The sequence below is a fragment of the Azorhizophilus paspali genome, assembly GCF_043587585.2.
In the GTDB taxonomy this organism is placed as follows: Bacteria; Pseudomonadota; Gammaproteobacteria; order Pseudomonadales; family Pseudomonadaceae; genus Azotobacter; species Azotobacter paspali.
Genome location: NZ_CP171449.1, coordinates 2,702,737 through 2,726,092, shown reverse-complemented (window position 1 = coordinate 2,726,092; position 23,356 = coordinate 2,702,737). Strand labels below are relative to the sequence as shown.

23 protein-coding genes, 1 other RNA gene and 1 pseudogene are annotated in these 23,356 nt (G+C 62.0%); 6 read left to right on the top strand and 19 right to left on the bottom strand.

Translation table 11 applies throughout. The features are described 5' to 3' along the window. Nucleotides 1-2: 2 nt before the first annotated feature. From phnE to ACGI6K_RS13235, 5 genes are all read right to left on the bottom strand, one after another. A complete protein-coding gene (gene phnE, locus ACGI6K_RS13255; protein WP_376943758.1) occupies nucleotides 3-761 on the bottom strand; it encodes a phosphonate ABC transporter, permease protein PhnE in 759 nt (252 codons plus the stop codon). Continuing rightward, complete coding sequence (locus ACGI6K_RS13250; protein ID WP_376943756.1) at nucleotides 758-1,588, bottom strand: PhnE/PtxC family ABC transporter permease; 831 nt, start codon at nucleotides 1,586-1,588, stop codon at nucleotides 758-760. Before ACGI6K_RS13250 ends, phnE begins: the two co-directional genes overlap by 4 nt. After that, the gene (locus ACGI6K_RS13245; protein WP_376943754.1) at nucleotides 1,582-2,379 is read right to left on the bottom strand and encodes a phosphonate ABC transporter ATP-binding protein; all 798 of its coding nucleotides are present in this window, start codon (nucleotides 2,377-2,379) and stop codon (nucleotides 1,582-1,584) included. Before ACGI6K_RS13245 ends, ACGI6K_RS13250 begins: the two co-directional genes overlap by 7 nt. Further along, on the bottom strand, nucleotides 2,376-3,227 hold the full coding sequence (locus ACGI6K_RS13240) for a putative selenate ABC transporter substrate-binding protein (RefSeq protein WP_376943752.1): 852 nt from the start codon (nucleotides 3,225-3,227) through the stop codon (nucleotides 2,376-2,378). The genes ACGI6K_RS13245 and ACGI6K_RS13240 overlap by 4 nt, the downstream gene beginning before the upstream one ends. A gap of 148 nt (nucleotides 3,228-3,375) precedes the next feature. Then, complete coding sequence (locus ACGI6K_RS13235) at nucleotides 3,376-3,759, bottom strand: diacylglycerol kinase (protein WP_376943750.1); 384 nt, start codon at nucleotides 3,757-3,759, stop codon at nucleotides 3,376-3,378. A gap of 127 nt (nucleotides 3,760-3,886) precedes the next feature. Here ACGI6K_RS13235 and ACGI6K_RS13230 point away from each other — a divergent pair, with 127 nt between their 5' ends. From ACGI6K_RS13230 to recR, 6 genes are all read left to right on the top strand, one after another. After that, entirely contained in the window at nucleotides 3,887-4,675 is a 789-nt protein-coding gene (locus tag ACGI6K_RS13230; protein ID WP_376943748.1) for a hydroxypyruvate isomerase family protein, read from the top strand. Nucleotides 4,676-4,915: 240 nt separating this feature from the next. Continuing rightward, nucleotides 4,916-5,862 (top strand): IS630 family transposase gene (locus tag ACGI6K_RS13225; protein ID WP_394542934.1). Its coding sequence is split into 2 segments (ribosomal slippage): nucleotides 4,916-5,261 and nucleotides 5,261-5,862, totalling 948 coding nucleotides; the frame shifts between segments, so codons are not numbered across the junction. Nucleotides 5,863-5,984: 122 nt separating this feature from the next. Further along, an RNA gene (ffs, locus tag ACGI6K_RS13220) (signal recognition particle sRNA small type) lies at nucleotides 5,985-6,081 on the top strand. A 1,113-nt stretch (nucleotides 6,082-7,194) separates the two neighbouring features. After that, nucleotides 7,195-9,276 (top strand): DNA polymerase III subunit gamma/tau, encoded by a 2,082-nt coding sequence (dnaX, locus tag ACGI6K_RS13215; RefSeq protein ID WP_376947030.1) that lies wholly within the window; start codon nucleotides 7,195-7,197, stop codon nucleotides 9,274-9,276. A gap of 10 nt (nucleotides 9,277-9,286) precedes the next feature. After that, nucleotides 9,287-9,613 carry a YbaB/EbfC family nucleoid-associated protein gene (locus tag ACGI6K_RS13210; RefSeq protein ID WP_012700601.1) on the top strand — a complete coding sequence of 109 codons (327 nt, stop codon included), beginning with the start codon at nucleotides 9,287-9,289 and terminating at the stop codon, nucleotides 9,611-9,613. A gap of 115 nt (nucleotides 9,614-9,728) precedes the next feature. After that, nucleotides 9,729-10,328, top strand: a complete 600-nt coding sequence (gene recR, locus ACGI6K_RS13205; RefSeq protein WP_376947027.1) for a recombination mediator RecR — start codon at nucleotides 9,729-9,731, stop codon at nucleotides 10,326-10,328. A 113-nt stretch (nucleotides 10,329-10,441) separates the two neighbouring features. Here recR and ACGI6K_RS13200 read toward each other — a convergent pair whose 3' ends face one another. From ACGI6K_RS13200 to ACGI6K_RS13135, 14 genes and pseudogenes are all read right to left on the bottom strand, one after another. Continuing rightward, entirely contained in the window at nucleotides 10,442-10,750 is a 309-nt protein-coding gene (locus ACGI6K_RS13200) for a cyd operon YbgE family protein (RefSeq protein ID WP_376947025.1), read from the bottom strand. Next, on the bottom strand, nucleotides 10,725-10,841 hold the full coding sequence (gene cydX / locus ACGI6K_RS13195) for a cytochrome bd-I oxidase subunit CydX (RefSeq protein ID WP_376947023.1): 117 nt from the start codon (nucleotides 10,839-10,841) through the stop codon (nucleotides 10,725-10,727). Before cydX ends, ACGI6K_RS13200 begins: the two co-directional genes overlap by 26 nt. 75 nt (nucleotides 10,842-10,916) lie before the next feature. After that, the gene (gene cydB / locus ACGI6K_RS13190; RefSeq protein ID WP_376947021.1) at nucleotides 10,917-12,056 is read right to left on the bottom strand and encodes a cytochrome d ubiquinol oxidase subunit II; all 1,140 of its coding nucleotides are present in this window, start codon (nucleotides 12,054-12,056) and stop codon (nucleotides 10,917-10,919) included. Nucleotides 12,057-12,066: 10 nt separating this feature from the next. Next, nucleotides 12,067-13,680, bottom strand: a complete 1,614-nt coding sequence (locus ACGI6K_RS13185) for a cytochrome ubiquinol oxidase subunit I (protein ID WP_376947019.1) — start codon at nucleotides 13,678-13,680, stop codon at nucleotides 12,067-12,069. After that, entirely contained in the window at nucleotides 13,680-13,892 is a 213-nt protein-coding gene (gene cydP / locus ACGI6K_RS13180; protein WP_041807122.1) for a cytochrome oxidase putative small subunit CydP, read from the bottom strand. The genes ACGI6K_RS13185 and cydP overlap by 1 nt, the downstream gene beginning before the upstream one ends. 489 nt (nucleotides 13,893-14,381) lie before the next feature. After that, a complete protein-coding gene (gene fnr, locus ACGI6K_RS13175) occupies nucleotides 14,382-15,116 on the bottom strand; it encodes a fumarate/nitrate reduction transcriptional regulator Fnr (RefSeq protein ID WP_376947016.1) in 735 nt (244 codons plus the stop codon). Between the two features lie 148 nt (nucleotides 15,117-15,264). Further along, nucleotides 15,265-16,641 (bottom strand): oxygen-independent coproporphyrinogen III oxidase, encoded by a 1,377-nt coding sequence (gene hemN, locus ACGI6K_RS13170; RefSeq protein WP_376947014.1) that lies wholly within the window; start codon nucleotides 16,639-16,641, stop codon nucleotides 15,265-15,267. A gap of 155 nt (nucleotides 16,642-16,796) precedes the next feature. Next, a pseudogene (locus ACGI6K_RS13165) lies at nucleotides 16,797-17,477 on the bottom strand (sulfite exporter TauE/SafE family protein); the annotation flags it as partial. After that, complete coding sequence (gene ccoS, locus ACGI6K_RS13160; protein WP_376947012.1) at nucleotides 17,470-17,691, bottom strand: cbb3-type cytochrome oxidase assembly protein CcoS; 222 nt, start codon at nucleotides 17,689-17,691, stop codon at nucleotides 17,470-17,472. The pseudogene ACGI6K_RS13165 and the gene ccoS, both read right to left, overlap by 8 nt. A gap of 25 nt (nucleotides 17,692-17,716) precedes the next feature. Then, complete coding sequence (locus ACGI6K_RS13155; RefSeq protein ID WP_376947010.1) at nucleotides 17,717-20,119, bottom strand: heavy metal translocating P-type ATPase; 2,403 nt, start codon at nucleotides 20,117-20,119, stop codon at nucleotides 17,717-17,719. 72 nt (nucleotides 20,120-20,191) lie between these two features. Then, nucleotides 20,192-20,695 (bottom strand): FixH family protein, encoded by a 504-nt coding sequence (locus ACGI6K_RS13150; RefSeq protein WP_376947008.1) that lies wholly within the window; start codon nucleotides 20,693-20,695, stop codon nucleotides 20,192-20,194. A 12-nt stretch (nucleotides 20,696-20,707) separates the two neighbouring features. Beyond that, nucleotides 20,708-22,120 (bottom strand): cytochrome c oxidase accessory protein CcoG, encoded by a 1,413-nt coding sequence (gene ccoG / locus ACGI6K_RS13145; protein WP_376947006.1) that lies wholly within the window; start codon nucleotides 22,118-22,120, stop codon nucleotides 20,708-20,710. A 131-nt stretch (nucleotides 22,121-22,251) separates the two neighbouring features. Next, nucleotides 22,252-23,172, bottom strand: coding sequence for a cytochrome-c oxidase, cbb3-type subunit III (gene ccoP / locus ACGI6K_RS13140; RefSeq protein ID WP_376947004.1), 921 nt, complete (start codon nucleotides 23,170-23,172; stop codon nucleotides 22,252-22,254). Beyond that, nucleotides 23,169-23,354 (bottom strand): cbb3-type cytochrome oxidase subunit 3, encoded by a 186-nt coding sequence (locus ACGI6K_RS13135; RefSeq protein WP_376947002.1) that lies wholly within the window; start codon nucleotides 23,352-23,354, stop codon nucleotides 23,169-23,171. Before ACGI6K_RS13135 ends, ccoP begins: the two co-directional genes overlap by 4 nt. Nucleotides 23,355-23,356 lie beyond the last annotated feature (2 nt).

Genomic DNA, 23,356 nt, shown 5'->3' with positions numbered 1-23,356 from the left:
GCTCAGTTCCATACCCAGCGCTGGCGTCCCCAGCCGCTCAGCGCATCGACACCCAGCACCAGCGACAGCATGGCGAGGATCACCGTAGCGGCCTGGGCCTCCTGGAACAGGCTGAGGCTCAGGTAGAGCATCTGTCCCAGCCCGCCGGCGCCGACGAAGCCCAGCACGCTGGCCATGCGGATGTTGTTCTCCCAACGGTACAGGGTATAGGCCAGAAGCTGCGGCCAGACCCCTGGCAGGGTGCCGTAGCAGAACGCTGCGACGCGACCGCCGCCAGCCAGGCGCACGGCTTCGGCCGGTTCGCCGGGGATGTTTTCCAGGGCCTCGGCGAACAGCCGGCCGAGCACTCCAGCGGTGTGCAGCGCCAGCGCCAGGGTGCCGGCGTTCGGGCCGAGGCCGGCGGCCAACACCATCAGCGCTGCCCAGACCAGTTCCGGGATCGCCCGCAGGGCATTGAGCAGCAGGCGGGCGGCGGCGTTCGCCGGCAGCCCGCAGCGCCCGCTGGCCGGGAGCGCCAGCAGCAGGCCGAGGAGGGCGGCAAGCAGGGTGCCGATAGCGGACATGGCCAGGGTTTCCAGGGCGCCGCGACCGATGGCCAGCAGGTGCGCCGAAGAGAAGTCGGGGCTGAGGAAGCCGCTGGCGTAATTGCCCATTTGTCGCAGGCCGTCCGCGCCGAGCAGCGCGCCGAAGTCGATCTCCAGCCAGGCGAAAGAGGCCGTCACGGCTGCCACCAGTCCCAGCAGCAGGAGGGCGTTGCTCATGTCAGCCTCCCGCGCAGCAGGCGGCTCAACTGGTCGGCCAGCAGTACCAGCAGGAAGAAAGTCAGCAGCATGCTGGCCACCTCGCCGCCAGCGAACATGCGCATCGACAGGTCGATCTGCTGGCCGAGCCCGCCGGCACCGACAAAACCCATCACTACCGAGGCGCGGATCGCGCATTCCCAGCGGTAGACGGTGTAGGAGAGCATTTCCGTCGCGGCATTGGGCAGGATGCCGTAGAGAAAGGCGACCAGCCGCGGACTGCCGCTGCCGAGCAGGGCGCGCGCCGGGCGCGGGTCGACCGACTCGAAGATCTCCGCGTAGACCTTGCCGAGCATGCCGGCATAGGTGATGGCGATGGCCAGTACCCCGGCGCTCGGCCCCAGCCCAACGGCGCGCACGAAAAGCAGGGCCCAGACGATTTCCGGCACGCTGCGCAGGACGATCAGGAAGATGCGTACCGGCCAGCGCAGCAGAGCGCCCCACCAGGCCGGACGGCCGCCGCGGTGCAGCGCGGAGAGCGACAGGGCACGGCTGGCGAGCAGCGACGCGGGCAGGGCGATGAGCAGCGCCAGGCTCATGCCGGCGGTGGCGATGGCCAGGGTTTCCAGGGTCGCCCGGCCGAGCAGTTCGAGGAATTCGCGGCCGTGTTCCGGCGGCCAGAAGGCGGCGACGAATTGGCCCATGGTGGCCGCGTTGTCACCCTGCAGGAGCACGCCCAGGTCCAGTTCGCTGAGCGATAGGCCCGGCCACAGCAGGAGCAGCGCCAGCAGACCGAGCGACAGGCGCGGCAGGGCGGCGGGATCGCGGAGGGTGGCGCGGGTCAGCATCGGGGGATGTGCGGCAGGTGGGGGGCAGTCGGCACGGCGGTCGGCTGCAGTTGTTCGTTGGCATAGAGCGCGTCCAGCTCGGGCTGGCCGAGGGCGGCGGACGGGAGGTCGAAGATCAGGTGCCCGGCGCGCACACCGAGGATGCGCGGGAAATGCGCCAGGGCCAGATCCACCGCGTGCAGGCTGGCGAGCAGGGTGATGTCGCGGCGCGCGGCCTCTTCGCTCAGCACGCCGAGGGTGTGTCCGGCGAGTACCGGGTCCATGGCCGAGACCGGCTCGTCGGCGAGGATCAGTTCCGGCTCTTGGTAGAGCACGCGGGCGATGCCGACCCGCTGCAACTGGCCGCCGGAGAGCTGGTCGCAGTGCTCGAACAGCTTTTCCGACAGGTCCAGGCGCGCCAAGGTCGCGGCCGCGCTGGCGGTATCCAGCGGATGTACCAGGTTGAGCAGGCTCCTGGGTAGGGACCACTGCCCGAGCTTGCCGGCCAGCACGGCGGTGACCACCCGCTGGCGCGGCGGCAGCGGTGGAGTCTGGTGGATCAGGCCGATGCGCGCGCGCAACCGCTGCCGGGCGGCGGCGGAAAGAGCCCAGGGGTCGGCGCCGAGTATTTCGATCCGGCCGGCATTGGGTCGCTGGGCGGTGGCGAGCAAGCGCAGCAGGCTGGTCTTGCCGGCACCGGAGGGGCCGATGATCGCTACCCGTTCGCCGGGAGCGATCTCCAGCCCGATATCGCTCAGCGCGACTTGGCCGTTGGCGTGAGTCAGTCCCACGCCGGACAGCTTCAGGATCACTTCAAGAGGCCGGCGGCGCGCGCCGCTTCCTCGATGCCCTGGTAGTTCTCCGGCTTGGTCTCGATGAAGCGGCTGGCAGCCTGCAGGTCGAGGATCGCCTTGTGCTCCGGCTTGGCCGGATCGAGGGCGAGGAAAGCCTTCTTGATCTTCGCCGCCAATTCGGGATCGAGGCTGCCGCGCACCGTCCAGTTGTAGTCGTAATAGGTCGGGGTGGTGGCGAACACCTTGACCTTGTCGGTATCGACCTTGCCGGAATTGACCAGCTTGTCCCATACCGAGGCGTTGAGCACGCCGGCGTCGACCTTGCCGGACTGTACCCAGGCGACCGTAGCGTCGTGGGCGCCGGAGTAGGCCACGCGGCTGAAGAACTCTTCCGGCTTGATGCCGTCCTTGAGCATGAAGTAGCGCGGCATCAGGCTGCCCGAGGTGGAGGATACCGAGCCGAAAGCGAAGGTCCTGCCCTTGAGGTCCTGCAGGGATTTCACCGCCGGATCGGCGCTGATGAACTTGCTGGTGAACTTCTCGTCCTGCTCGCGCTGCACCAGCGGAATGGCGTTGCCGGTCTTCAGGCGGGTCTGCACGAAGGTGAAGCCGCCCAGCCAGGCCATGTCCACACGGTCGGCGGCCAGCGCTTCGACCACTGCGGCATAGTCGGCCACCGGCACGAATTTCACCGGCATGCCCAATTCCTTCTCCAGGTAGGCGCCGAGCGGCTTGAACTTACGCAGCAGCTCGGTGGGCGCCTCATCGGGAATCGCCGAGACGTTGAGCACGTCGGCAGCCTGGGCGAAAACGCCGGACAGGGACAAGGCAAAGCCGGCAGCGAGCGCCAGGGTACGCTTGAGCATGGGGTTCTCCGGTTCAATGGCGGAAAGAGGCGGGCGGATTATAGAGGAAGCGCGTCTGCTGCGAAGGGGCGCGAATTGAAGGCGGTGAAAGCGCTGGGCTCCTCTTTGTCCATGAGAGGATGAATCGTGCAGCTATGGTCGAAGGCGGCTACAGCAGAATCGTGGCCCAGATCGCGGCGATCAGAACCAGGACGAGTAACTGGGCGGCGCTGCCCATATCCTTAGCCCGCTTGGAGAGGGGGTGCAGTTCCAGCGAGATGCGGTCGACGGTGGCTTCGATGGCCGAGTTGAGCAGTTCAACGATGGGGGCCAGCAGCACTACGGCGATCAACAGGGCGCGTTCGACCCGACTCACATCGAGCAGGCAGGCGACGGGAATTAGCAACAGGTTCAGCATGACCAACTGGCGGAAAGCCGCCTCGCCGACGAAGGCGGCCTTGAGACCGGCGAGGGAGTAACTGGTGGCATTGAGAATCCGGCGGAATCCTCGCTGGCCCTTCAGGGGCCGGCTGTCGAGCAGGTTGGGTGGCATCAGGAGCGTCTCTGTGGCGAATGAGGGGACCACGGGGTGGTTGTCAAGTCGTCCGATAGTAAACAGCATAGAGTGAAAAAAACGTAGGCCACCATGCCCGGAGCCCAATCGGAGGAGCAGAACCATCATGCAGATAGCCGCCAACCTTTCCCTGCTGTTCAGCGAGAAACCCTTGCTCGAACGCATCGTGGCCGCCGCCGCGGCGGGCTTCGACGGTGTCGAGATCCAGTTTCCTTACGAGATCCCGGCCATCCGCCTGAAGGAGGAGCTGGAGCGGGCCGGGATGCCGCTGGTGTTGATCAACCTGCCGGCCGCCGATTTTCTGCAGGGAGGTCCGGGGCTGGCCGCGGTTCCGCGGCGGCAGGCGGAGTTCGATGCCGCATTGCAACTGGCGCTGAGTTATGCCGCGATGGTTCGGCCGGATTGCGTCAACATCCTGCCGGGGCGCCTGGCCGAGGGAGTGGCTCCGGATCTGGCCTTGGCGACTCTGGAGTCCAACCTGGCCAGGGCGGCCGAAGCTTTCTCGGTGCTGGGGATCACCGTGGTCTGCGAAGCGATCAACCCGCTGGACGTTCCGGGCTTTCTGGTCAACACAGCCGAGCAACTGGATGCCTTGCTGCGGCGCGTGGACCATCCCAACTGTCTGGCCCAACTGGATTTCTACCATATGGCCCGCCAGGGGTTGGACCTTTCGGACTGCATCGCTCGCCTGGCCGGGCGCATCGGCCATGTGCAATTCGCCGATTGTCCGGGACGGGGTGAGCCGGGCAGCGGACAGGTGGATTTCGCCACGGCCTTGGCCGCCCTGCAGGCGAGTGGCTACCGGGGCTGGCTCGGCGTCGAATACTGTCCGGTCGGCGCGACCCGCGACAGCCTAGCTTGGCTGGCGCGCTGGCGGGCAGGAAATTATCGCTGAGGCGGCATGCTCCGTCCGGCATTGCTCAGAGCCGGGAGCCTGGTGAGTTCGTGCCGAGCGGTTTGCCGCGGCAGAGATCGGGATTTTAAACCGTCCGTACCGTCGGCTGCATGGCAGCCGGTTCCATGCAGGGAGCCATGCCCAAGCTAGAGCATTTTTTGAAAACACGAATTCGACATACAGGGGTTGCTCTTCCTGGTCATTTCGGGCCTCCTCTCCCGCTCAGACAAGGAGACCAGAATGGCTCGAGCATACAGTGCCGATCTTCGCCGACGCGTCGTCGACGCGGCCATGGGCGGGCTGTCGGCTCGGCAGGCCGCCGAGCGATTCGACATCGGCACGGCGACGGCGATCGTCTGGGTACGGCGCTTTCGGGAAGGCGGGGAACTCGTCGCCCGCCGACAGGGCAAGCCCCGGGGCTTGCGGCTCGATCCCCATGCGCACTACCTGCTCGGCCTGCTCGAGCAAACCCCCGACCTGACGCTGGCCGAACTCGCCGCAACCCTCGAGCGGGAGCGCGGTATTCGGGTCAGCCTGGCGACGGTATGGACGTTTCTCGACCGGCACGGCATGACGTTCAAAAAAAGACCGCGCATGCGGCCGAGCAGCAGCGGCCGGACGTCCAGGCAGCGCGACAGGAGTGGCTCGAGGAACAACCCGGCTTCGACTGGCGCAAGCTGATCGTCGTCGACGAAACCGCCGCCGCGACCAACCTGGCCCGCCTACGAGGCTGGGCCCCTCGCGGCGAGCGCTGCCTGGCCGCGGTCCCTTACGGTCACTGGAAAACCACGACCTTTACCGCCGGCCTGCGCGTGGATGGGCTAACTGCTCCGCTGGTGCTCGACGGCGCCATGAACGGCCCGGCCTTCCTGGCCTATGTCGGGCAGGTCCTGGTTCCCGAGCTGACGCCCGGCGCTATTGTGGTGATGGACAACCTGCCGGCCCACAAGGTGGCGGGGGTACGCCAGGCCATTGAAGGCGCAGGAGCCACACTGCGCTACCTGCCTCCCTATAGCCCCGACCTGAACCCGATCGAAAGGGCATTCTCCAAGCTCAAGGCGCTGCTGCGAAAGGCGGCGGCGCGGACCGTGCCGCAGCTGTGGCAGAGCATTGGCGAGGCAATCGGGCAGTTCTCGGCGCAGGACTGCAGGCACTCCTTCGAGGCAGCCGGATATGAATCGGGATAAGGTAAAAATGCTCTAGCAAGTGGTTGTCGCCAAACGCTTTCCAGCAAGCGATGGTTGTAACTTGCGGGCAAGCCGGTACAATGGACCAACCCGCCAGTTGGTGGGTGTCGTTATGGTGGTCCTGCCGGTCCCCCCGCAACGAGCAGCCGTGAACCCGGTCAGGCCCGGAAGGGAGCAGCCGTAGCGGTGACCTTGTGTGCCGGGGTGTGGCTGGTGGGGCCACCTCCAGTCATGCTCTTCCCGATTTCAAGGGGTTTTCGCCCCGGACTATGCAAAGAAACGGGAACGATTCATCTTCGCCTACCACCTTCGTCCCTCCGTTATCCCTCTGCGTGTTTCGATCCGTGGCTCAATGCGCACCGCTCATACCGGCGATTGCCCGAAAAGGTTTGGAACGTGCCAAGTCGCTTGCCCGGCGCAACTGTCGGGCCAGTCATTCGAGATTGCCGATATTTGGGGATGGAAGATGAATATTCGGTTCGGCCCCCTGGTGGTCGAGAATTAAAAAACCTCCGAAGAGGCTGGAGCAGGTAGAACAAAGAACAAGGCATGCACCTGCCGAGAAGACCGGATTTTGCCCATCGAGCCTCAGGTACAGGACTTTTTCGCCGTTTTCAGCCGGCACAAGAGAGACGGCCGGGAGAATTGTATTGGATGCCGAACGATTCCGACTCGGCGACACCCTTCCGCAGAAGTAAGGCCCTGAACCGCCGGGGCTATGAACATCGAGCGAGTGCAGATACAACAACGGGGGCATCGAACCGATAGCGCTCGGGCGACTATCGCTTCAATGGCCCTTGTATATGCCTTGCCAGATCATGCCGGCAATGGATACCAAAAAGACGATCGACCAGAAAGTCTACTGAACACCCATGGCGCATCCCTCTAGAGCAGCGGCACTTACCCTTACCAACTTTCAAGCAACAACCCTTCCAGTTGCCCATTCTTTGGGGCATTAGTGCTATGACGTTGATTCGATCGCAAGTTTGTAATAAGGAGAGGGCGACTGGTAAACGGGTGTGTTTCATATTTGAAACGGGCAGGCGTTGTAATGGTGCGAATGGACTTGCACCATATCCGTGACGTGCGGATAGGTGGCCAGGTGTGTACCTGGCGCTTGTCGAAGCGGGTTTTCCGTGGCCGGAGTGCGTGGGATCTTGCTCATTGCAAGGGGGCGTTAGGTAATTTTGCCGATCGAGCGTTCGAGGCGGAGTCGAGGAAATCCTTGGTCTTGTCCTGAACCCGTCGCGCCTGTGTCCGCAGGGCGGATGCAATTTGTATTCTGCTCCGCTAGCATTGCCGTTCTTTCGCTTCTCAACTGCGACGGTATCGATGAGTTACCAGGTTCTTGCACGCAAATGGCGTCCCCGCTCGTTCCGAGAGATGGTTGGCCAGACCCATGTGCTCAAGGCGCTGATCAACGCCCTCGATAGTCAGCGTTTGCATCATGCCTATCTGTTCACCGGTACTCGCGGAGTGGGCAAGACCACCATCGCGCGGATCATCGCCAAGTGTCTGAATTGCGAGATCGGTATCAGTTCCAGCCCCTGCGGGCAGTGTTCGATCTGCCGGGAAATCGACGAGGGGCGTTTCGTCGACCTTATCGAGGTCGACGCCGCCAGCCGCACCAAGGTGGAAGATACCCGTGAACTGCTCGATAACGTGCAGTACGCACCGACACGCGGGCGCTTCAAGGTCTATCTGATCGACGAAGTGCACATGCTTTCCAGCCATTCCTTCAACGCGCTGCTGAAGACTCTCGAGGAGCCGCCGCCCCACGTCAAGTTCCTGCTGGCTACCACCGACCCGCAGAAGTTGCCGGTCACCATCCTGTCGCGTTGCTTGCAGTTCGCCTTGAAGAGCATGCCGCCGGAGCGGGTGGTAGAGCATCTGAGCCACGTGCTCGCTGCGGAGGGCATTCCCTTCGAGGCGGATGCTCTCTGGTTGCTCGGGCGGGCTGCGGACGGCTCGATGCGCGATGCCATGAGCCTGACCGACCAGGCCATCGCTTTCGGCGAGGGCAGAGTGCTCGCCGCCGATGTGCGGGCGATGCTCGGAGCTCTCGATCACGGCCAGGTCTATGGCGTGTTGCAGGCGTTGCTGGAGGGCGACGCCCGGGCTTTGCTCGAGGCGGTGCGCCAATTGGCCGAACAGGGACCGGACTGGAACGTTGTGCTGTCGGAGATGCTCGGCGTACTGCATCGGGTAGCCATTGCCCAGGTATTGCCCGAGGCCGTGGACAATGGCCAGGGCGACCGCGATCGGGTGCTAGCGCTCGCGCAGACACTGCCGGCCGAGGATGTGCAGTTCTACTATCAGATGGGGTTGATCGGCCGTCGCGACTTGCCGTTGGCGCCGGACTCGCGTAGTGGCTTCGAGATGGTGCTGCTGCGTATGCTAGCGTTTCGTCCGGGGGATGTCGGCAAGGCGCCGGGCAGGCCGTTAAAGGATTTGGGAGTCCGCTTGGCCACGGCTGATTCCCCAACCGATCCCGTGGCAGGCAGCGGTCCCGAACCGGCGCCCGCTGCTCCCGTCTCCGTATCGGAAGAGCGTCGGGCCATGGCTACTCCACCGGTACATGTCGAATCGGCCGAACCCGCATCGCCGCCAGTATCTGGTCAGCCTGCTGGACTTCCCGATCTGCCCTGGGACGAGCCCTCGCAGGTAGCCAACACTCCCGTCGCGGAGTCGGTTGCGCTGCCGGTCGGTGCCATGGTTGCTGCGACCGTGGTCGGCGAGGCGGAACGGGTGCTCGAAAGTACCGTATCGAACCATCCGCATGGCTCGTCTCGTTCCGCTTCGGCGCCGAAAATGGTCGCGACCCCAGCCGTCGATCACGAGCCGGAAAGGGTGCCTGCGTCAGTTGTGGAGGTGGAGGAGCCTTCTCTGGCGGACGATGACTATTATGAGGTAGATGTTGGCGAGGTGGACGTCGACGCCTATGCCTATCTCGATGTCCTGAGTGCCGAGGAGTCGTTCCCGTCGACACCGCAGCCTGAAACCGAACCGGCGGTGGCGCCGGCTACCGGCCTCGCCGCCGAATGGCTCGAACTTTTTCAGCGCTTGGGGCTGGCCGGGATGACTGCCAACATTGCGGCCAACTGTACCTTGGCGAAGACCGATGGCGATCACTGGCTGTTGCATCTGGACCCGGCGCAGGCTGCGCTGTTCAACAGTACCCAGCAGCGGCGTCTGAACGAGGCACTGAACCAGTATCATGGCCGTACGCTCAAGCTGGATATTGAATTGCGCAAGCCGGAGCAGGAGACACCGGCTCAGGCAGCCGCCCGGCGGAGGGCTGAACGTCAACGCCAGGCCGAAGCGTCGATTCAGGGCGATCCCCTGGTCCGGCAGATGATTCAACAGTTCGCCGCGGTGATTCGCGACGGCACCATCGAACCCCTGAATACCTGAGGTGACTCCCATGATGAAAGGTGGCATGGCCGGCCTGATGAAGCAGGCCCAGCTTATGCAGGAAAAGATGCAGAAGTTGCAGGAGGAGATAGCCAACGCCGAGGTGACCGGACAGTCCGGTGCTGGCCTGGTGAGCGTGGTGATGACTGGTCGCCACGATGTCCGTCGCGTTACCCTGGATGATAGCCTGATGCAGGAGGACAAGGAGGTTCTCGAGGACCTGATTGCCGCTGCTGTCAACGATGCGGTGCGCAAGATCGAGCAGAACAATCAGGAAAAGATGGCCGGGATGACCGCCGGCATGGGATTGCCGCCCGGATTCAAGATGCCGTTCTGAGTGCTTTCCGGGTTTCCCGCTTTCCGGCCTCTCCTGCCTGCGGGAGAAGGCGCCGGCTGGACGCCTTTGCCGCGGGCGATTCATTCTGCTGTCCTGCCTTCCGGTCTTTTCGTCCATGAGTTTCAGTCCGCTGATCCGACAACTCATCGATGCCCTGCGCATCCTTCCCGGGGTGGGACAAAAGACCGCCCAGCGCATGGCTCTGCATCTGCTCGAACGTGATCGCAGCGGCGGCTTGCGTTTGGCCCAGGCGCTCACCCATGCGCTCGAGCATGTCGGTCATTGCCGGCAATGCCGGACCCTGAGTGAGGAAGAACTCTGTCCGCAGTGCGCTGATCCGCGTCGCGACGATTCCCTGCTCTGTGTGGTGCAGGGACCGATGGACGTATTCGCCATAGAGCAAACGGGCTACCGTGGCCGCTATTTCGTGCTCAAGGGGCACCTTTCCCCCCTGGACGGTCTCGGCCCGGAGGCTATTGGCATTCCTGAGTTGTTGGTGCGAGTCGAGCAGGGAGTTTTCGAGGAAGTGATCATCGCCACCAATCCAACGGTGGAAGGCGAAGCCACGGCTCATTACATCGCGCAGACTCTGGCGTCCAGCGATGTCACGGTTTCCCGTATCGCCCATGGCGTGCCGCTGGGCGGCGAACTGGAGCTGGTGGACGGCGGCACCTTGAGCCACGCTCTGGCCGGACGCAGGCCGATCGATCTGTGATGTGAGGCCCCCAGCAGAGCCAAGGTCGGGCACCATCCTGCTGAAACTTCTGAAACCTTTGGCGCAAGGGAAAGAAGAGAAAGGCCCCTTGCGGAGCCTTTTGGGTCAGGGAGTCAACCCATCTGCACTTTGTACAGAATCGCGTAACCCAATCCCATCAGCACCCAGCCGAGCAGCGGGTGAAACAGGATGCGCCAAACCGGGCTGCGCGGGTCGAAACCGACCCCGTGGATGAAGCCGTTAGAGATTCCCAGCATCACCAGCATCAGCAGGCTGTGGCTGTACCCGGCCTCGGGATCGACGATCAGCGATGGATGAATTAGCAATACCAGCGCGATCGGTGTGGCCAGGAGCAGCGACAGGATGCGTGATGGGCGACGCTGCAGAAAGCTCTTTTCACTCGCCACCCGCCGGACCCTCATCCATTTTCATGGTGGTTTCCAGCCAAAGAGCGTTGATGACTCCGAAGCCACAAGCCAGCAGGACGCCGAGAATCCAACTGAAGTACCACATGTTGCCTCCTAAGCCCACCATGGCGGCGGGCGAATTCATGGGAAATGGCGCGGACAGGGTCCGCGCCGGTTTCGGTCAGTACAGGCCGTGGGGGTTGGCCTCGATGGTCTTGTCGTTCAGCTTGCCCCACATGTGCCAGTAGCACCACAGGGTGTAGCCCAGGATGATCGGCACGAAGATGATGGCAACGATCAGCATGATTCCCAGGGTTTTCTGGCTGGATACGGCGTCCCAGATGGTCAAGCTGGAAGCCGGATCGATGGAGGAGGGCATCACGAACGGGAACAGGGCGAAGCCAGCGGTGAGGATGGCGCCGATGATCGCCAGGCTAGTGCCCAGGAAAGCCAAACCATTGCGCTTGGTCTGCGCGCCCATCAGGGCCAGCGCGCCACCGACCAGGCCCAGCAGCGGAGCGAACTGGGTGAGCGGGTAGCGCACGTAGTTGGTCTGCCAGCCGCTGTTATCCAGGGTGACCTGTTTGGTCAGAGGATTCAGAGCGGCATTGGGATCGAAGTTGTTGACCAAATTCTGGCCTTCGATACCCAGCAGCAACCAAAGACCGCAGATGAAGAAGCAGCCGAGGAAGACTATGGCGCTCAGGCGGGTGGCCTTGCAGGAGCGTTCGTACAGGTCACCTTCGGTGCGCAGCATTAGCCAAGAACCGCCGTGGGCACAGAGCATGCTCAGGCTCACGACACCGGCCAGCAGGGCGAAGGGATGCAGCAGGGAGAAGAAGGAGCCTTCGAAGTGGGTGCGCATGGTTTCGTCGAGACGGAACGGCAGACCGAGGAACAGATTGCCGAAGGCCACGCCGAACAGCAGGGCCGGTAGGGCGCCGCCAGCGAACAGTGCCCAGTCCCACATGTCGCGCCACTTCTTGTTTTCCAGCTTGCTGCGGTAGTCGAAGCCTACCGGACGGAAGAAGAGGCCGAAGAGAACCAGCAGCAAAGCCCAGTACATGCCGGAGAAGGCCGTGGCGTAAACCAGCGGCCAGGCGGCAAACAGGGCGCCACCGGCGGTGATCAGCCAGACCTGGTTGCCGTCCCAGTGCGGGGCGATGGTGTTGATCGCCACGCGGCGCTCGTTGTCGGTCTTGGCGATGAAGGGCATGAGCGCCATGGCTCCCATGTCGAAGCCATCCGTCAGGGCAAGGCCGATCAGCAGTACACCGATCAAGCCCCACCAGACCAGTTTTAGTGTTTCGTAATCAAACATGGCGTTTTCCTTAGGCGTTGACTGGTTGTTGAGGGTCCGCCTGGCTTGGGCTGGCATGCTTGGCCGCATGTTGCTCAAGCTGCTCGAAGTGGTAGCGGCCGGTGTGCAGGCTGGACGGGCCAAGGCGAGCAAAGCGGATCATCAGGTACATCTCGACCACCAACAGCAGCGTATAGAACGCAATCAGCGCGATCAGAGAGCCCCAGAGGTCGCCAGTGCTCAGGCTGGAAGCGGAGAGATGAGTGGGCAGCACACCACCGATGGTCCAGGGTTGACGACCGTGCTCGGCCACGAACCAGCCGGTCTGGGTTGCGATCCAGGGCAGCGGCAGGCTGTACAGGGCGAACTTGAGCAGCCAGGGCTTGGATTCCTCGTTCTTGCGAGCCGAAGCCCAGAAGGCGCAGACAAACAGGATGAGCATCGCGAAGCCGGCACCGACCATGGCGCGGAAGCTCCAGAACATGCTAGCCACGCCGGGAATGGTGTCCTTAGCCGCTTGCCTGATCTGCTCTTCGGAGGCGTCGACCACGTTCGGGGTGTACTTCTTCAGGAGCAGGCCATAGCCCAGATCATCCTTGACCTCGTTGAAAGCTGCGATCTTCTCCGGGCTCTTGTTGCCGGCACGCAGCTCCTCGAGCAGGCCATAAGCGACCATGCCGTTACGGATACGAGCCTCGTTCTCGGCGACCAGATCCTTGATGCCAATGACTTGTTCATCCAGCGAGCGGGTGGCGATGATGCCCAGGACCCACGGGATTTTCACTGCGAAATCGGTGCGCTGTTCTTCCTCGTTCGGGAAGCCGATCAGAGTGAAGCTGGCCGGTGCCGGATGGGTTTCCCATTCGGCTTCGATAGCGGCGAGCTTGGTTTTTTGCACTTCGCCCACTTCGTAGCCGGATTCGTCACCGAGCACGATTACCGACAAAATGGAAGCCATACCGAAGGCGGAGGCGATGGCAAAGGAGCGGCGGGCGAAGCCCAGATCGCGTTTTTTCAGCAGGTAGTAGCTGGAGATGGCCAAGACGAACACGGCGCCGGTCACGTAGCCGGAGGCGACGGTGTGGACGAACTTGACTTGGGCAACGGGGTTCAGCAGCAGGGCGCCGAAGTCCACCAGCTCCATCCGCATGGTCTCGAAGTTGAACTCCGCACCGACCGGGTGCTGCATCCAGCCGTTGGCAACCAGGATCCACAGGGCCGACAGGTTGGAACCCAACGCTACCAGCCAGGTCACCGCCAAGTGCTGGATCTTCGACAGGCGATCCCAGCCGAAGAAGAACATGCCGATGAAAGTGGACTCCAGGAAGAAGGCCGTCAGACCCTCGATGGCCAGCGGCGCACCGAAGATGTCACCCACATAGTGGGAGTAGTAGGCCCAGTTGGTGCCGAACTGGAACTCCATGGTAATGCCGGTGGTAACACCGAGGGCGAAGTTGATGCCGAACAGCTTGCCCCAGAACTTCACCATGTCCTTGTAGACCTGCTTGCCGGTCATTACGTAGACCGACTCCATGATGGCGAGCAGGAAGGTCATCCCTAGAGTTAGTGGTACGAATAAGAAGTGGTACAGCGCCGTCATGGCGAACTGTAGACGTGATAGGTCTACGACGGATTCCGAGATCATCAGGGACTCTCCTCGGTCGGGGATTGATCTTGCACTGCCACACTGCCGAACAGTCGCTCGCTGACTTTCTCGGTACCGTTTTCAGGCACCGTCGGTTCCGTGAACCAGAGTGCCTTGATGCCGAGAATTACACCCAGCTTGATCGCCAGGATGACAACAAGCTCCCGAACCAGAGGAATACGCCAAGGCGAAGATTGGGATGGTTTAGACATGTGGGCAGCTCCAAAAGGCTGGATGGCCAACGGTCGACGGAGAGGCAACACGTTGATCCAGGTCAAATAAATCAAGATTTACTGTCGATCGGTAGTGACCAATTGACGCAGGTCAATGAAACCTACCCGTTTTTGCTGTCTAGAGGGGGGCTTTCGGAGGGGGAAGAAGCTGCTAAAGCATTATAAGTATATGATATTTAAAAAGATAAGTTGTATTAAATTTTTAAGCCAGCGCGTGCCTAAGCCTTTGGTAGGGGATGTAATGAAGGCGGAACAATGATCTTCGCCTGTACGCATGTGCATGAAAAGCGACGCGCAGAACCGGACTCCCCCTCTTAAGAGGACGGGACCTGGAGGTGTTCGCCTACCTGCAGTTCAAGAACGCACACCCTGGCAAGTGGGAAGAGGGAAGCTTTGCTTGAGGCCGAGGCCTTTTTGGCTAGGATCGCGAGGAGATTTGCGGGCGTCCTCGATGGCGCCCGGCTGGGGTCAGGCTTCCATATTGCCGCCCGCCAGGGAGCATAATTCGACGGAATTGAGAATGGTCACCTCCTTGCCCTCGGCGGCGATCAGCTCGTTCTGCTGGAAGCGGCTGAATACGCGGGATACGGTCTCGACAGCCAAGCCCAAGTAGTTACCGATCTCGTTGCGCGACATTGCCAGGCGAAAATGGTTGGCGGAGAAGCCGCGTGCACGAAAGCGCGAGGATAAGTTGATCAGGAAGGTGGCGATGCGTTCGTCCGCGGTTTTCTTCGACAGCAGCAGCATCATCTGTTGATCGTCACGGATTTCGCGGCTCATCACCCGCATTAGCTGGCGCCGCAGTTGGGGTAATTGCAAGGCAAGCTCGTCCAGTCGCTCGAAGGGGATCTCACAGACCGAGGTGGTTTCCAGCGCCTGTGCGGAAACCGGACAACTGTCGCTGTCCATGCCGGAAAGCCCAACGAGTTCGCTGGGTAGATGAAAGCCGGTGATCTGCTCCTCGCCATTGTCGCTGACGCTGAAGGTTTTCAGAGAACCCGAACGTACGGCGAACACCGAACCGAAAGCATCGCCCTGGCGAAAGAGGAACTCGCCTTTCTTGATCGGCTTGCCGCGCTTGACGATTTCGTTCAAGGCATCGATATCTTCGAAGTTGAGTGAAATCGGTAGGCACAAGGCCGCCAGACTGCACTCCTGACAGCGGATATGATGCACGGGGCGTACCTTGGATTTATCCGACATAGGCAACTTTCTCTGACTTATGGTGCGCTTTACCGGAGGATAATACCCCAGGGCTCAGTTAACTGACAAAAAGACTTACCCTTGGGAGGCTCTTGTCCTCGGGCGCTATGCACCGGAAAACCCGGATGGTTTTCCAGTGTGTTGCGGTTCAGATGATACGGGAGAAGCGCTGGCGATTGTGTTCGACCAGATAATAGTCGAAAAGCATGCAGATCGAACGAACGAGCAGGCGTCCAGCCGGTAGCACTTCGATGCCTTGAGGGGATAGGGCGATGAGCCCGTCGTGGGTCATGCTCTGTAGCTGAGGCCAGATATCGGCGAAGTAGTCGCAAAAAACGATACCGAACCGTTGTTCCAGGCTGGCGAAGTCCAATTGGAAATCGCATATGAGTTTCTGGATGGCCGCGCGGCGAATCCGGTCGTCGGTGTTGCATTGCAGGCCACGGGCGGTCGGCAACTGATCGTTGTCGAGGCGGCTCTGGTAGGCGTCGATGTCGCTCTCGTTCTGGCTATAGAGGTCGCCGATCTGGCTGATGGACGAAACACCCAGGCCGATCAGGTCGCAATGGCCGTGTGTGGTGTAGCCCTGGAAGTTGCGTTGCAGCTTGCCGTCTTCCTGGGCGATGGACAATTCGTCGTCCGGCAGGGCGAAATGATCCATGCCGATGTACTGATAGCCGGCAGCCGAGAGTTGTTCGATGCTGTTGTGCAGCATGGTCAGTTTATCGGCCGGTGCCGGCAGTTCGGTGGCGCTGATTCGCCGCTGTGGTTTAAAGCGTTCCGGCAGGTGGGCATAGTTGAACACCGACAATCGATCGGGTTGCAGGGCGATGATTTCTTCGACGGTACGGGTGAAGGTTTCTGGTGTCTGCTTGGGCAGGCCATAGATGAGATCGACATTGATCGAGCGGAACTCCAGGGTCCGCGCCGCTTCGATGATGGCGCTGGTTTCCTCCAAGCTCTGCAGGCGGTTCACGGCGCGCTGGACGCCGGGATCGAGATCCTGCACGCCGAGGCTGATGCGGTTGAAGCCCAACTCGCGGAGCAGCCCCATGGTCGACCAGTCCGCTTCCCGAGGGTCGATCTCGATGCTGAAGTCGACTTTTTCGGCGAAGCTGAAGCGTTGACGCAGAAATTCCATCAAACGCTGCAGTTCGCCGTGGCTGAGGAAGGTCGGTGTGCCGCCGCCCAGGTGCAGTTGCTCGACTTGTTGTTGCGGCGAAAGGTGGCGGCTGACGATGTCGATTTCCTTCTCCAGCCGTTCGAGGTAAGGCTGGGCACGGCCGCGATCCTTGGTGATGACCTTGTTGCAGGCGCAGTAGTAGCAGACGTGGGCGCAGAACGGAATGTGTATGTAGATCGACAGCGGACGCTTGGCTTGGCGGCTTTCGCGCAATGCGTTGAGCAGCTTGAAGGAGCCCACGCCAGGCTGGAACTGCACTGCCGTAGGGTATGAGGTGTAGCGCGGACCCGCCTGATCGTAGCGACGGATCAGGTTGGTATCCCATTTGATCGGAGCGGGCATAGGGGGGATTCCGGTATGGGCAGGCTGTGGGGGAAGTCTAAAAGAACGCTCTCGGAAAGCATCTTGATTTGTATCAACCGGGTCTGGTGGTCACCGCTACCGGACCGACAGGCCGTGTTGGTCGTGGAGCTCGTCCGATGTGCGGCATGTCCCTGATGTCCTGTTAGCCATGTCTGGTGCGGACCGGGAAGGGTCCAGAAACCGAACAGGATCACCAGCAGGCCGCTGGCGATGCGTACATGCTTCTGGCGAAGCCAGGCGGTCAGGCGCTCGGTCGCCAATCCGGTGGCGAGTAGCATCGGCCAAGTACCGAGGCCGAAGGCAAGCATCAGCAGGGTGCTATCCAGGGCATTACCCTGGCTCGCTGCCCAGAGCAGGGTACTGTAAACCAGTCCGCAGGGCAGCCAGCCCCATACTGTGCCGAGCAGCAGTGCACGGGGCAGGCTGTCGATCGGCAACAGGCGGGAGGCGACCGGCTGGAGATGTCGCCAGAGTCGCTGGCCGAGGGCTTCGATACGGGTTAGCCCGCTCCACCAGCCGGCCAGATAAAAACCCATGACGATCAACAGCAGGGCCGCAACTAGGCGTAGAGCCAGGGCTGCCGGACTGTTGGCCAAGGCCCAACCGCCCAGGCCGATCAGCAGGCCGGCAGCGGCATAGCTAAGGATTCGCCCAAGGTTGTAGGCGAGCAGTAAGCGCAGGCGACGGCCCCGTTGCTCGGGGGGGATCGCCAGCGTCAGCGCTCCCATCAGACCGCCGCACATGCCCAGGCAATGCCCTCCACCGAGCAGGCCCAGGATCGTGGCTGAGAAGAGCAACGGAATCAACTCAGACACGAGGGGTGTCCTCGTCCTGTCCAGGGGACCTGGCCGTACGCTCCGCCTCGGCCAGACCGGCCTTGTGCGAGGGGTCTTCATCGTCGAAAAGGATAGTATGAGCCGGGCTGTCGAGGTCGTCGTACTGGCCGTTGTCGACGGCCCAGAAAAGCAGCCAGATGGCCAGGGCGACCACTATCACCGCGACCGGAATCATCACATAGAGCGCAGCCATGTCGTGCTCCCGCTGTACTGGCGGCTCAGGAGCCGCGGGTCAGCCGCAAGGCGTTCAGGACCACCAGGAGGGAGCTCAGCGACATTCCGATCGCGGCCCAGAGCGGGGTGATCCAGCCGAGTGCGGCAAAGGGTAGAATCAGGCCATTGTACAGGCCGGCCCAAGTCAGGTTCTCGATGATGATGCGGCGCGTCCGGTGTGCGAGGTCGAAGGCCCGTACCAGAGCCTCCAGCCGGTTGGACAATAGAACGGCATCGGCGCAGGTCTTCGCCAAGTCGGTGGCCGAGCCCATCGCCACGCTGATATCCGCGCCAGCCAGCACCGGAACATCGTTCACCCCGTCGCCGAGCATCAGGACGCGATGCCCTTCGGCATGCAATTGCCTGAGCACGGCGAGTTTGTCGTTCGGGGTCAGGCCGCCGCAGGCATCTTCGATGCCCAGTTGTCCGGCGACCTCGGCAACCATTGGCGAGCTGTCGCCGGAGAGCAGCAGGGTACGCCAGCCACGCGCGCGACAGGCTGCGAGCAGAGTAGCGGCGTCTTCGCGCAGGCGGTCGTCGAGTACTAGCCAGGCCAGTGGTCCCTGCCTGTCGCCCAGCAGCAGCCATTGGCCCCGTTCGCCGGGAATCGGCAGAGCCGCTTGGCCCTGGAGCGCGGCGACGAAGGTGGGTTGGCCGATGCGTAGCAGCCGCCCCTGGACGACTCCCTCCAGTCCCTGCCCGGGAATGACATCGACCCGCTCGGCAGCCTGTGGTGCACGGCCGAAGGCACGGGCGATCGGATGCTCGGAGCGGCTCTCCAGAGCAGCGGCTAGCGCCAGGCAAGCATCGCTGTCCAGTTCGCCCAAAGGATGCACGGCGCTCAGGGCAAGACGTCCTTCGGTGAGGGTGCCGGTCTTGTCGAAGATCACCGTGTCTATGCCGTTCAGACCTTCCAGCACATGCCCGCGGGTCAGTAGCAGGCCTTGCCGGTGCAGGGCGCCGGTGGCCGCGGTGAGAGCTGTGGGGGTGGCCAGTGACAAGGCGCAGGGGCAGGTGGCGACGAGCAGGGCGAGCACGACCCAAAACGCTCGCTCCGGATCGATCTGCCACCAGATCAGGCCTACCGCCATGGCTAGGCCTAGCATGGCGAGCAAAAACCACTGTGCCACTCGATCGGCCAGTTCGGCGAGTCGGGGCTTGTCGGCCTGGGCGCGTTCGAGCAGGCGCACGATCGAAGAGAGACGAGTGTCGTCGCCCAAGGCTTGGACTTCGACGGTCAACGGGCTTTCCACGTTCAGGGTTCCCGCGGTGACGGCATCACCCGGAGCACGGGGTTGTGGCAGGTATTCGCCGGTCAGCAGCGATTCGTCGATACTGGATTGCCCTGCGACGACACGGCCGTCGGCCGGTAGCTGGCTACCCGGCTGTACCAGCACGAGATCGCCCTGCCTGAGTTCCCGGAGCAGAACACGTTCGCTGCGTCCTTTGTTATCGAGGCGCAGGCAGGAAGGAGGTAGCAGGTTGACCAGTTGAGCCGTGGCCGCGGCGGTACGTTCGCGGGCACGGCGCTCGAGAAAGCGTCCGGCGAGAAGGAACAGGGCGAACATGCCGGCTGCGTCGAAATAGAGTTCTCCCTGGCCGGTCAGGGTCGCCCAGATACCGGCCACATAGGCGCCGCCGATCGCTAGGGTGACGGAGACGTCCATGGTCAGGTGGCGCGTGCGCAGGTCGCGCCAGGCGCCTCTGAAGAAGTCGCTGCTGCTATAGAAGACGATCGGCGTGGTGAGGATCAGGCTGACCCAGCGAAGGATCTTGTCCATCCCCATTGAGAGGTCAAGGTTGAATTCCGGCCAGGTGGCCATAGTGGCCATCATTACCTGGAACCACAGCAGGCCGGCGACACCCATCTGCCTCAAGGCGCGACGATTTTCCCGGGCCAGTTGCTCGGCGGCCCGGTCCGGCTGATAAGGGTGGGCGGCATAGCCGATCTGGCGCAGCGCTTCGAGCAGGCGACTCAGTGGTAGCCGGCAGGCATCCCACTGCACGTGCAGGCGGTGGTTCGACAAATTGAGACTGGCATCGGCCACGCCGTCCAGGCTGCGCAGGTGTTTCTCGATGAGCCAACCGCAGGCGGCGCAACTGACGCCTTCGATCAACAGGCAGGCAGTGCTCAGCTCACCATCGTGCCCGACGAAGGGCTGCTGTACATCGGGGCGATCATAGAGTGCCAGCTCCTCGCCCAGCGCCTGAGGTAACGCCTCGGGGTTGGCGGCATTTTCACTGCGGTGTTTGTAATAGCTCTCCAGGCCGCTGGCGACGATCGTTTCGGCAACGGCTTGGCAACCCGGGCAACACATCGCACGGGACTCGTCCAGTACGCGAGCCTGGAAGTGGCTGCCGGCGGGGACTGGCAGGCCACAGTGGTAGCAGGGGGTGAGAGTGGCCATGGAGGGTGCCGAATGCGAGATGGATTATTGACGCCTGGGTGGGGCGACGGCAGGACCCGCCGTTGACTTCTTTCAATCGCCCAGTTCGAGGGCGACGCCGGTTTCGAGGGTTTTCTCCTCGAACAGACGCCAATCCTTTTCGCCTTCCCGGCCGAGGATCTCGACGAAGCGGCGTCCTTGCACCGCATCCTGCATCTGGCCCCGATAGAGGTCACCGGTCTGCGGTTGCAGCACGATACGGCGGTCCTTTTCCTCCTGGGTCGGCGAGATCAGGTTGAGCACTAGTTGCTGGGGGTGGCTGTTGCCGGTCAGCCGAATCTCGGCGATACCATCCTCCTCATGGAGTTCGAGCCGGGCCTGCACGCCCAGGCGACGAGCGAGGTGCTCTCGCTCCAGCGAGGTGTTGATTCCCTTGCCGGCATCATAGTAGTTGTCTACCACCAAGCTGTCCGCCTCGCGGATGGAAATCACCAGCAGGCTGGTGCCCAGCACCACCGAGCAGAGGAGGATAGCGATGACGAACCAAGCCCAGAACTGCTTGTACCAGCGGCTGGTTTCACTGTTTGTCGGATGCATGCGTTACCCTGGCTAGCGGACACTGGGACCTATGAAGCGACTGTCGGCGTCTTGGTGAATGCTCGGGTCGTCGGCGGACCGTATCCGGAAAACGACGTCGTTGGTGCTCGAGGGCAGCTTGTCCGGATCGATGGACAGTTCCACCGGGATCGACAGAATTTCTCCGGCGCTGGCCCGCACTTCGCGCAGGCCTTCATAGATGAGACCGTCGAGGCCCTTGGCGTCGATCAAGAAGGTGAGGTCGCGCTGGGCCTTGTTCATCACTTTCAGGATATAGACGTTCTCGATGCGGCCGTCGTTGTTTTCGCGATAGAGCACCCGATCCTTCAGCACATCCAGTTCGACCAGCGAGCGATTGGAAACGGCGTATCCGAACACGCTTGTCATGGCGATCAGCGCGACGGCATAGCCGATCAGGCGTGGGCGCAGCAGGCGGGTCTTGTCGCCGGACAGCCTGTGCTCGGTCGTGTAGCCGATCAGGCCTTTCGGATAATTCATCTTTGCCATGATGGAGTCGCAGGCATCGATACAGGCAGCACAGCCAATGCACTCGAACTGCAGGCCATCACGGATATCGATTCCAGTGGGACAAACCTGGACGCACATGGTGCAGTCGATGCAGTCGCCCAGGCCCTTGGCTTTGTAGTCGATGTTTTTCTTGCGCGGGCCGCGCTGCTCGCCACGGTTCGGATCATAAGAGACGATCAGTGTGTCCTTGTCGAACATCACGCTCTGGAAACGGGCATAGGGGCACATGTGGATGCACACCTGCTCCCGGAGGAAACCGGCGTTGCCGTAAGTAGCCAGGGTGAAGAAGGCAATCCAGAACAGGGCCCAGCCTTCGATATCGAGACTCAGCAAATCGGGCAGCAACTGGCGGATGGGGGTGAAGTAGCCGACGAAGGTGATTGCGGTGAGCAGGGCGACTCCCAGCCAGATGCCGTGCTTGGCCACTTTGCGCAAAAGTTTCTGTGCGCTCAGTGGGGCCTTGTCCAGCTTCATGCGCTGGTTACGGTCCCCTTCGGTGACCTTTTCCGCCCACATGTAGACCCAGGTGAAAACGCTTTGCGGGCAGGTATAACCACACCAGATGCGTCCGGCGAAGACGGTGACGAAGAACAGGCCGAAGGCACAAATGATGAGTAGCCAGGACAGGAGCATGAAGTCCTGCGGCCAGAATGTGGCGCCGAAGATGTAGAACTTGCGTTCCGGCAGGTCCCACCAGACGGCTTGGCGACCGTTCCAGTTCAGCCAGACGGTCCCGAAAAAAAGAATGAAGAGCGCCAGACCACCGGTACGTCGCAGGTTGCGGTATAGGCCGGTGAAGGCACGGGTATAGATTTTTTCACGTTGGACATAGAGATCGACGCTGTCGCTGCCTTTGTCCTCTGCAGTGACGTCTCGGGCGGGGCTTTGCTCGCTCATCAATGCTTACCACGGCGTTGGAAGGTGACTCGGCCGGTATGAGGGCGACCGGTAACGGTTTACCTTCTGGTAGATTGTAGGCCTGGCGAGTCTCGGATGCAGGTGCGACTGCAAGTCGCACCTGCAGGCGATCATTTCTCCGTGGCTTTGTTCGACAGGCTATACACGTAGGCGGCTACCAAGTGTGCCTTGTCGTTGCCCAGAAAGTCCTTGTGGGCCGGCATGTTGCCGTTGCGTCCATGGCGCAGGGTCTGCTGAACCTGGGCGAAGCTGGAGCCGTAGAGCCATACGCGGTCGGTCAAGTTGGGAGCACCCATGGCATGGACTCCTTTGCCCTCAGGCCCATGGCAAACCACACAGTTGGTCTGGAAGATCTTCTGGCCTTCGGCCAAGTCGACTTTCACGCCTTCCGGGACCTTGAGATTGGACAGGCTGCGCACGTAGGCTGCAGTGTTCTTGATACCTTCCTCGCCAATCACGTCTTTCCATGCCGGCATGGCAGCCTTGCGACCCTCCATGACGGTAGTCTTGATGGTTTCCGGGTCACCGCCATACAGCCAGTCGTTGTCCGTCAGGTTGGGGAAGCCGTAGGCGCCCTTGGCATCGGAGCCATGGCACACGGAACAGTTGGAGGCAAAGATGCGTCCCCCCATCTTCAAGGCTTGTTCCTGCTTGGCTACTTCCTCGATCGGCATGGCGGCGTATTTCTGGAACAGCGGACCATATTGCTCGTCGGCCTTGGCCATTTCCTTCTGATATTGATTGACGCCGGTCCAGCCTTCCTTGTAGCCCGGCAGTACGCCTTTCCAGTTACCCAGACCCGGATAGAGGGCCAGGTAGCCGACCGCGAAGATCACGGTACCGAGGAACAGCCAGAACCACCACTTGGGCAACGGATTGTCATACTCCTCGATCCCGTCGAAGGCGTGTCCCATGGTCTGGTCGGTGGTGCCCTTGCGTTCGCCTTTGCGGGTCGCAAAGAGCAACCAGGTAACGGCAACGAGGGTTCCGACGGTAAGTAGAGTGATGTACGAACTCCAGAATGAAGTCATTCGTTCTTGCTCCTAGAAGCTTTATCGTCATGCTTCCCGGATTCGGGCTCGTCGGCGAAGGGCAGGTTGGCTGCTTCGTCGAAGCTCTTTTTGCGTTTGCTGCTGAAAACCCAGGTCAGCATTCCCACGAAAGCGATCAACACCAAGGCGGTGCCCAGTCCGCGAAGAGTCCCGATATCCATGA

Bases quoted from the DNA above. Each gene is read 5' to 3' on its own strand.
- ACGI6K_RS13230 (WP_376943748.1), top strand. From the start codon at position 3,887: ATGCAGATAGCCGCCAACCTTTCCCTGCTGTTCAGCGAGAAACCCTTG.
- ccoG (WP_376947006.1), bottom strand. From the start codon at position 22,120: ATGAGCGAGCAAAGCCCCGCCCGAGACGTCACTGCAGAGGACAAAGGC.
- fnr (WP_376947016.1), bottom strand. From the start codon at position 15,116: ATGTCGGATAAATCCAAGGTACGCCCCGTGCATCATATCCGCTGTCAG.
- ACGI6K_RS13200 (WP_376947025.1), bottom strand. From the start codon at position 10,750: ATGAGGGTCCGGCGGGTGGCGAGTGAAAAGAGCTTTCTGCAGCGTCGC.
- ccoP (WP_376947004.1), bottom strand. From the start codon at position 23,172: ATGACTTCATTCTGGAGTTCGTACATCACTCTACTTACCGTCGGAACC.
- ccoS (WP_376947012.1), bottom strand. From the start codon at position 17,691: ATGGCTGCGCTCTATGTGATGATTCCGGTCGCGGTGATAGTGGTCGCC.
- ACGI6K_RS13135 (WP_376947002.1), bottom strand. From the start codon at position 23,354: ATGGATATCGGGACTCTTCGCGGACTGGGCACCGCCTTGGTGTTGATC.
- ACGI6K_RS13150 (WP_376947008.1), bottom strand. From the start codon at position 20,695: ATGCATCCGACAAACAGTGAAACCAGCCGCTGGTACAAGCAGTTCTGG.
- cydB (WP_376947021.1), bottom strand. From the start codon at position 12,056: ATGTTTGATTACGAAACACTAAAACTGGTCTGGTGGGGCTTGATCGGT.
- ACGI6K_RS13240 (WP_376943752.1), bottom strand. From the start codon at position 3,227: ATGCTCAAGCGTACCCTGGCGCTCGCTGCCGGCTTTGCCTTGTCCCTG.
- recR (WP_376947027.1), top strand. From the start codon at position 9,729: ATGAGTTTCAGTCCGCTGATCCGACAACTCATCGATGCCCTGCGCATC.
- ACGI6K_RS13235 (WP_376943750.1), bottom strand. From the start codon at position 3,759: ATGCCACCCAACCTGCTCGACAGCCGGCCCCTGAAGGGCCAGCGAGGA.
- cydX (WP_376947023.1), bottom strand. From the start codon at position 10,841: ATGTGGTACTTCAGTTGGATTCTCGGCGTCCTGCTGGCTTGTGGCTTC.
- cydP (WP_041807122.1), bottom strand. From the start codon at position 13,892: ATGTCTAAACCATCCCAATCTTCGCCTTGGCGTATTCCTCTGGTTCGG.
- phnE (WP_376943758.1), bottom strand. From the start codon at position 761: ATGAGCAACGCCCTCCTGCTGCTGGGACTGGTGGCAGCCGTGACGGCC.
- ACGI6K_RS13155 (WP_376947010.1), bottom strand. From the start codon at position 20,119: ATGGCCACTCTCACCCCCTGCTACCACTGTGGCCTGCCAGTCCCCGCC.
- dnaX (WP_376947030.1), top strand. From the start codon at position 7,195: ATGAGTTACCAGGTTCTTGCACGCAAATGGCGTCCCCGCTCGTTCCGA.
- ACGI6K_RS13250 (WP_376943756.1), bottom strand. From the start codon at position 1,588: ATGCTGACCCGCGCCACCCTCCGCGATCCCGCCGCCCTGCCGCGCCTG.
- ACGI6K_RS13210 (WP_012700601.1), top strand. From the start codon at position 9,287: ATGATGAAAGGTGGCATGGCCGGCCTGATGAAGCAGGCCCAGCTTATG.
- ACGI6K_RS13185 (WP_376947019.1), bottom strand. From the start codon at position 13,680: ATGATCTCGGAATCCGTCGTAGACCTATCACGTCTACAGTTCGCCATG.
- hemN (WP_376947014.1), bottom strand. From the start codon at position 16,641: ATGCCCGCTCCGATCAAATGGGATACCAACCTGATCCGTCGCTACGAT.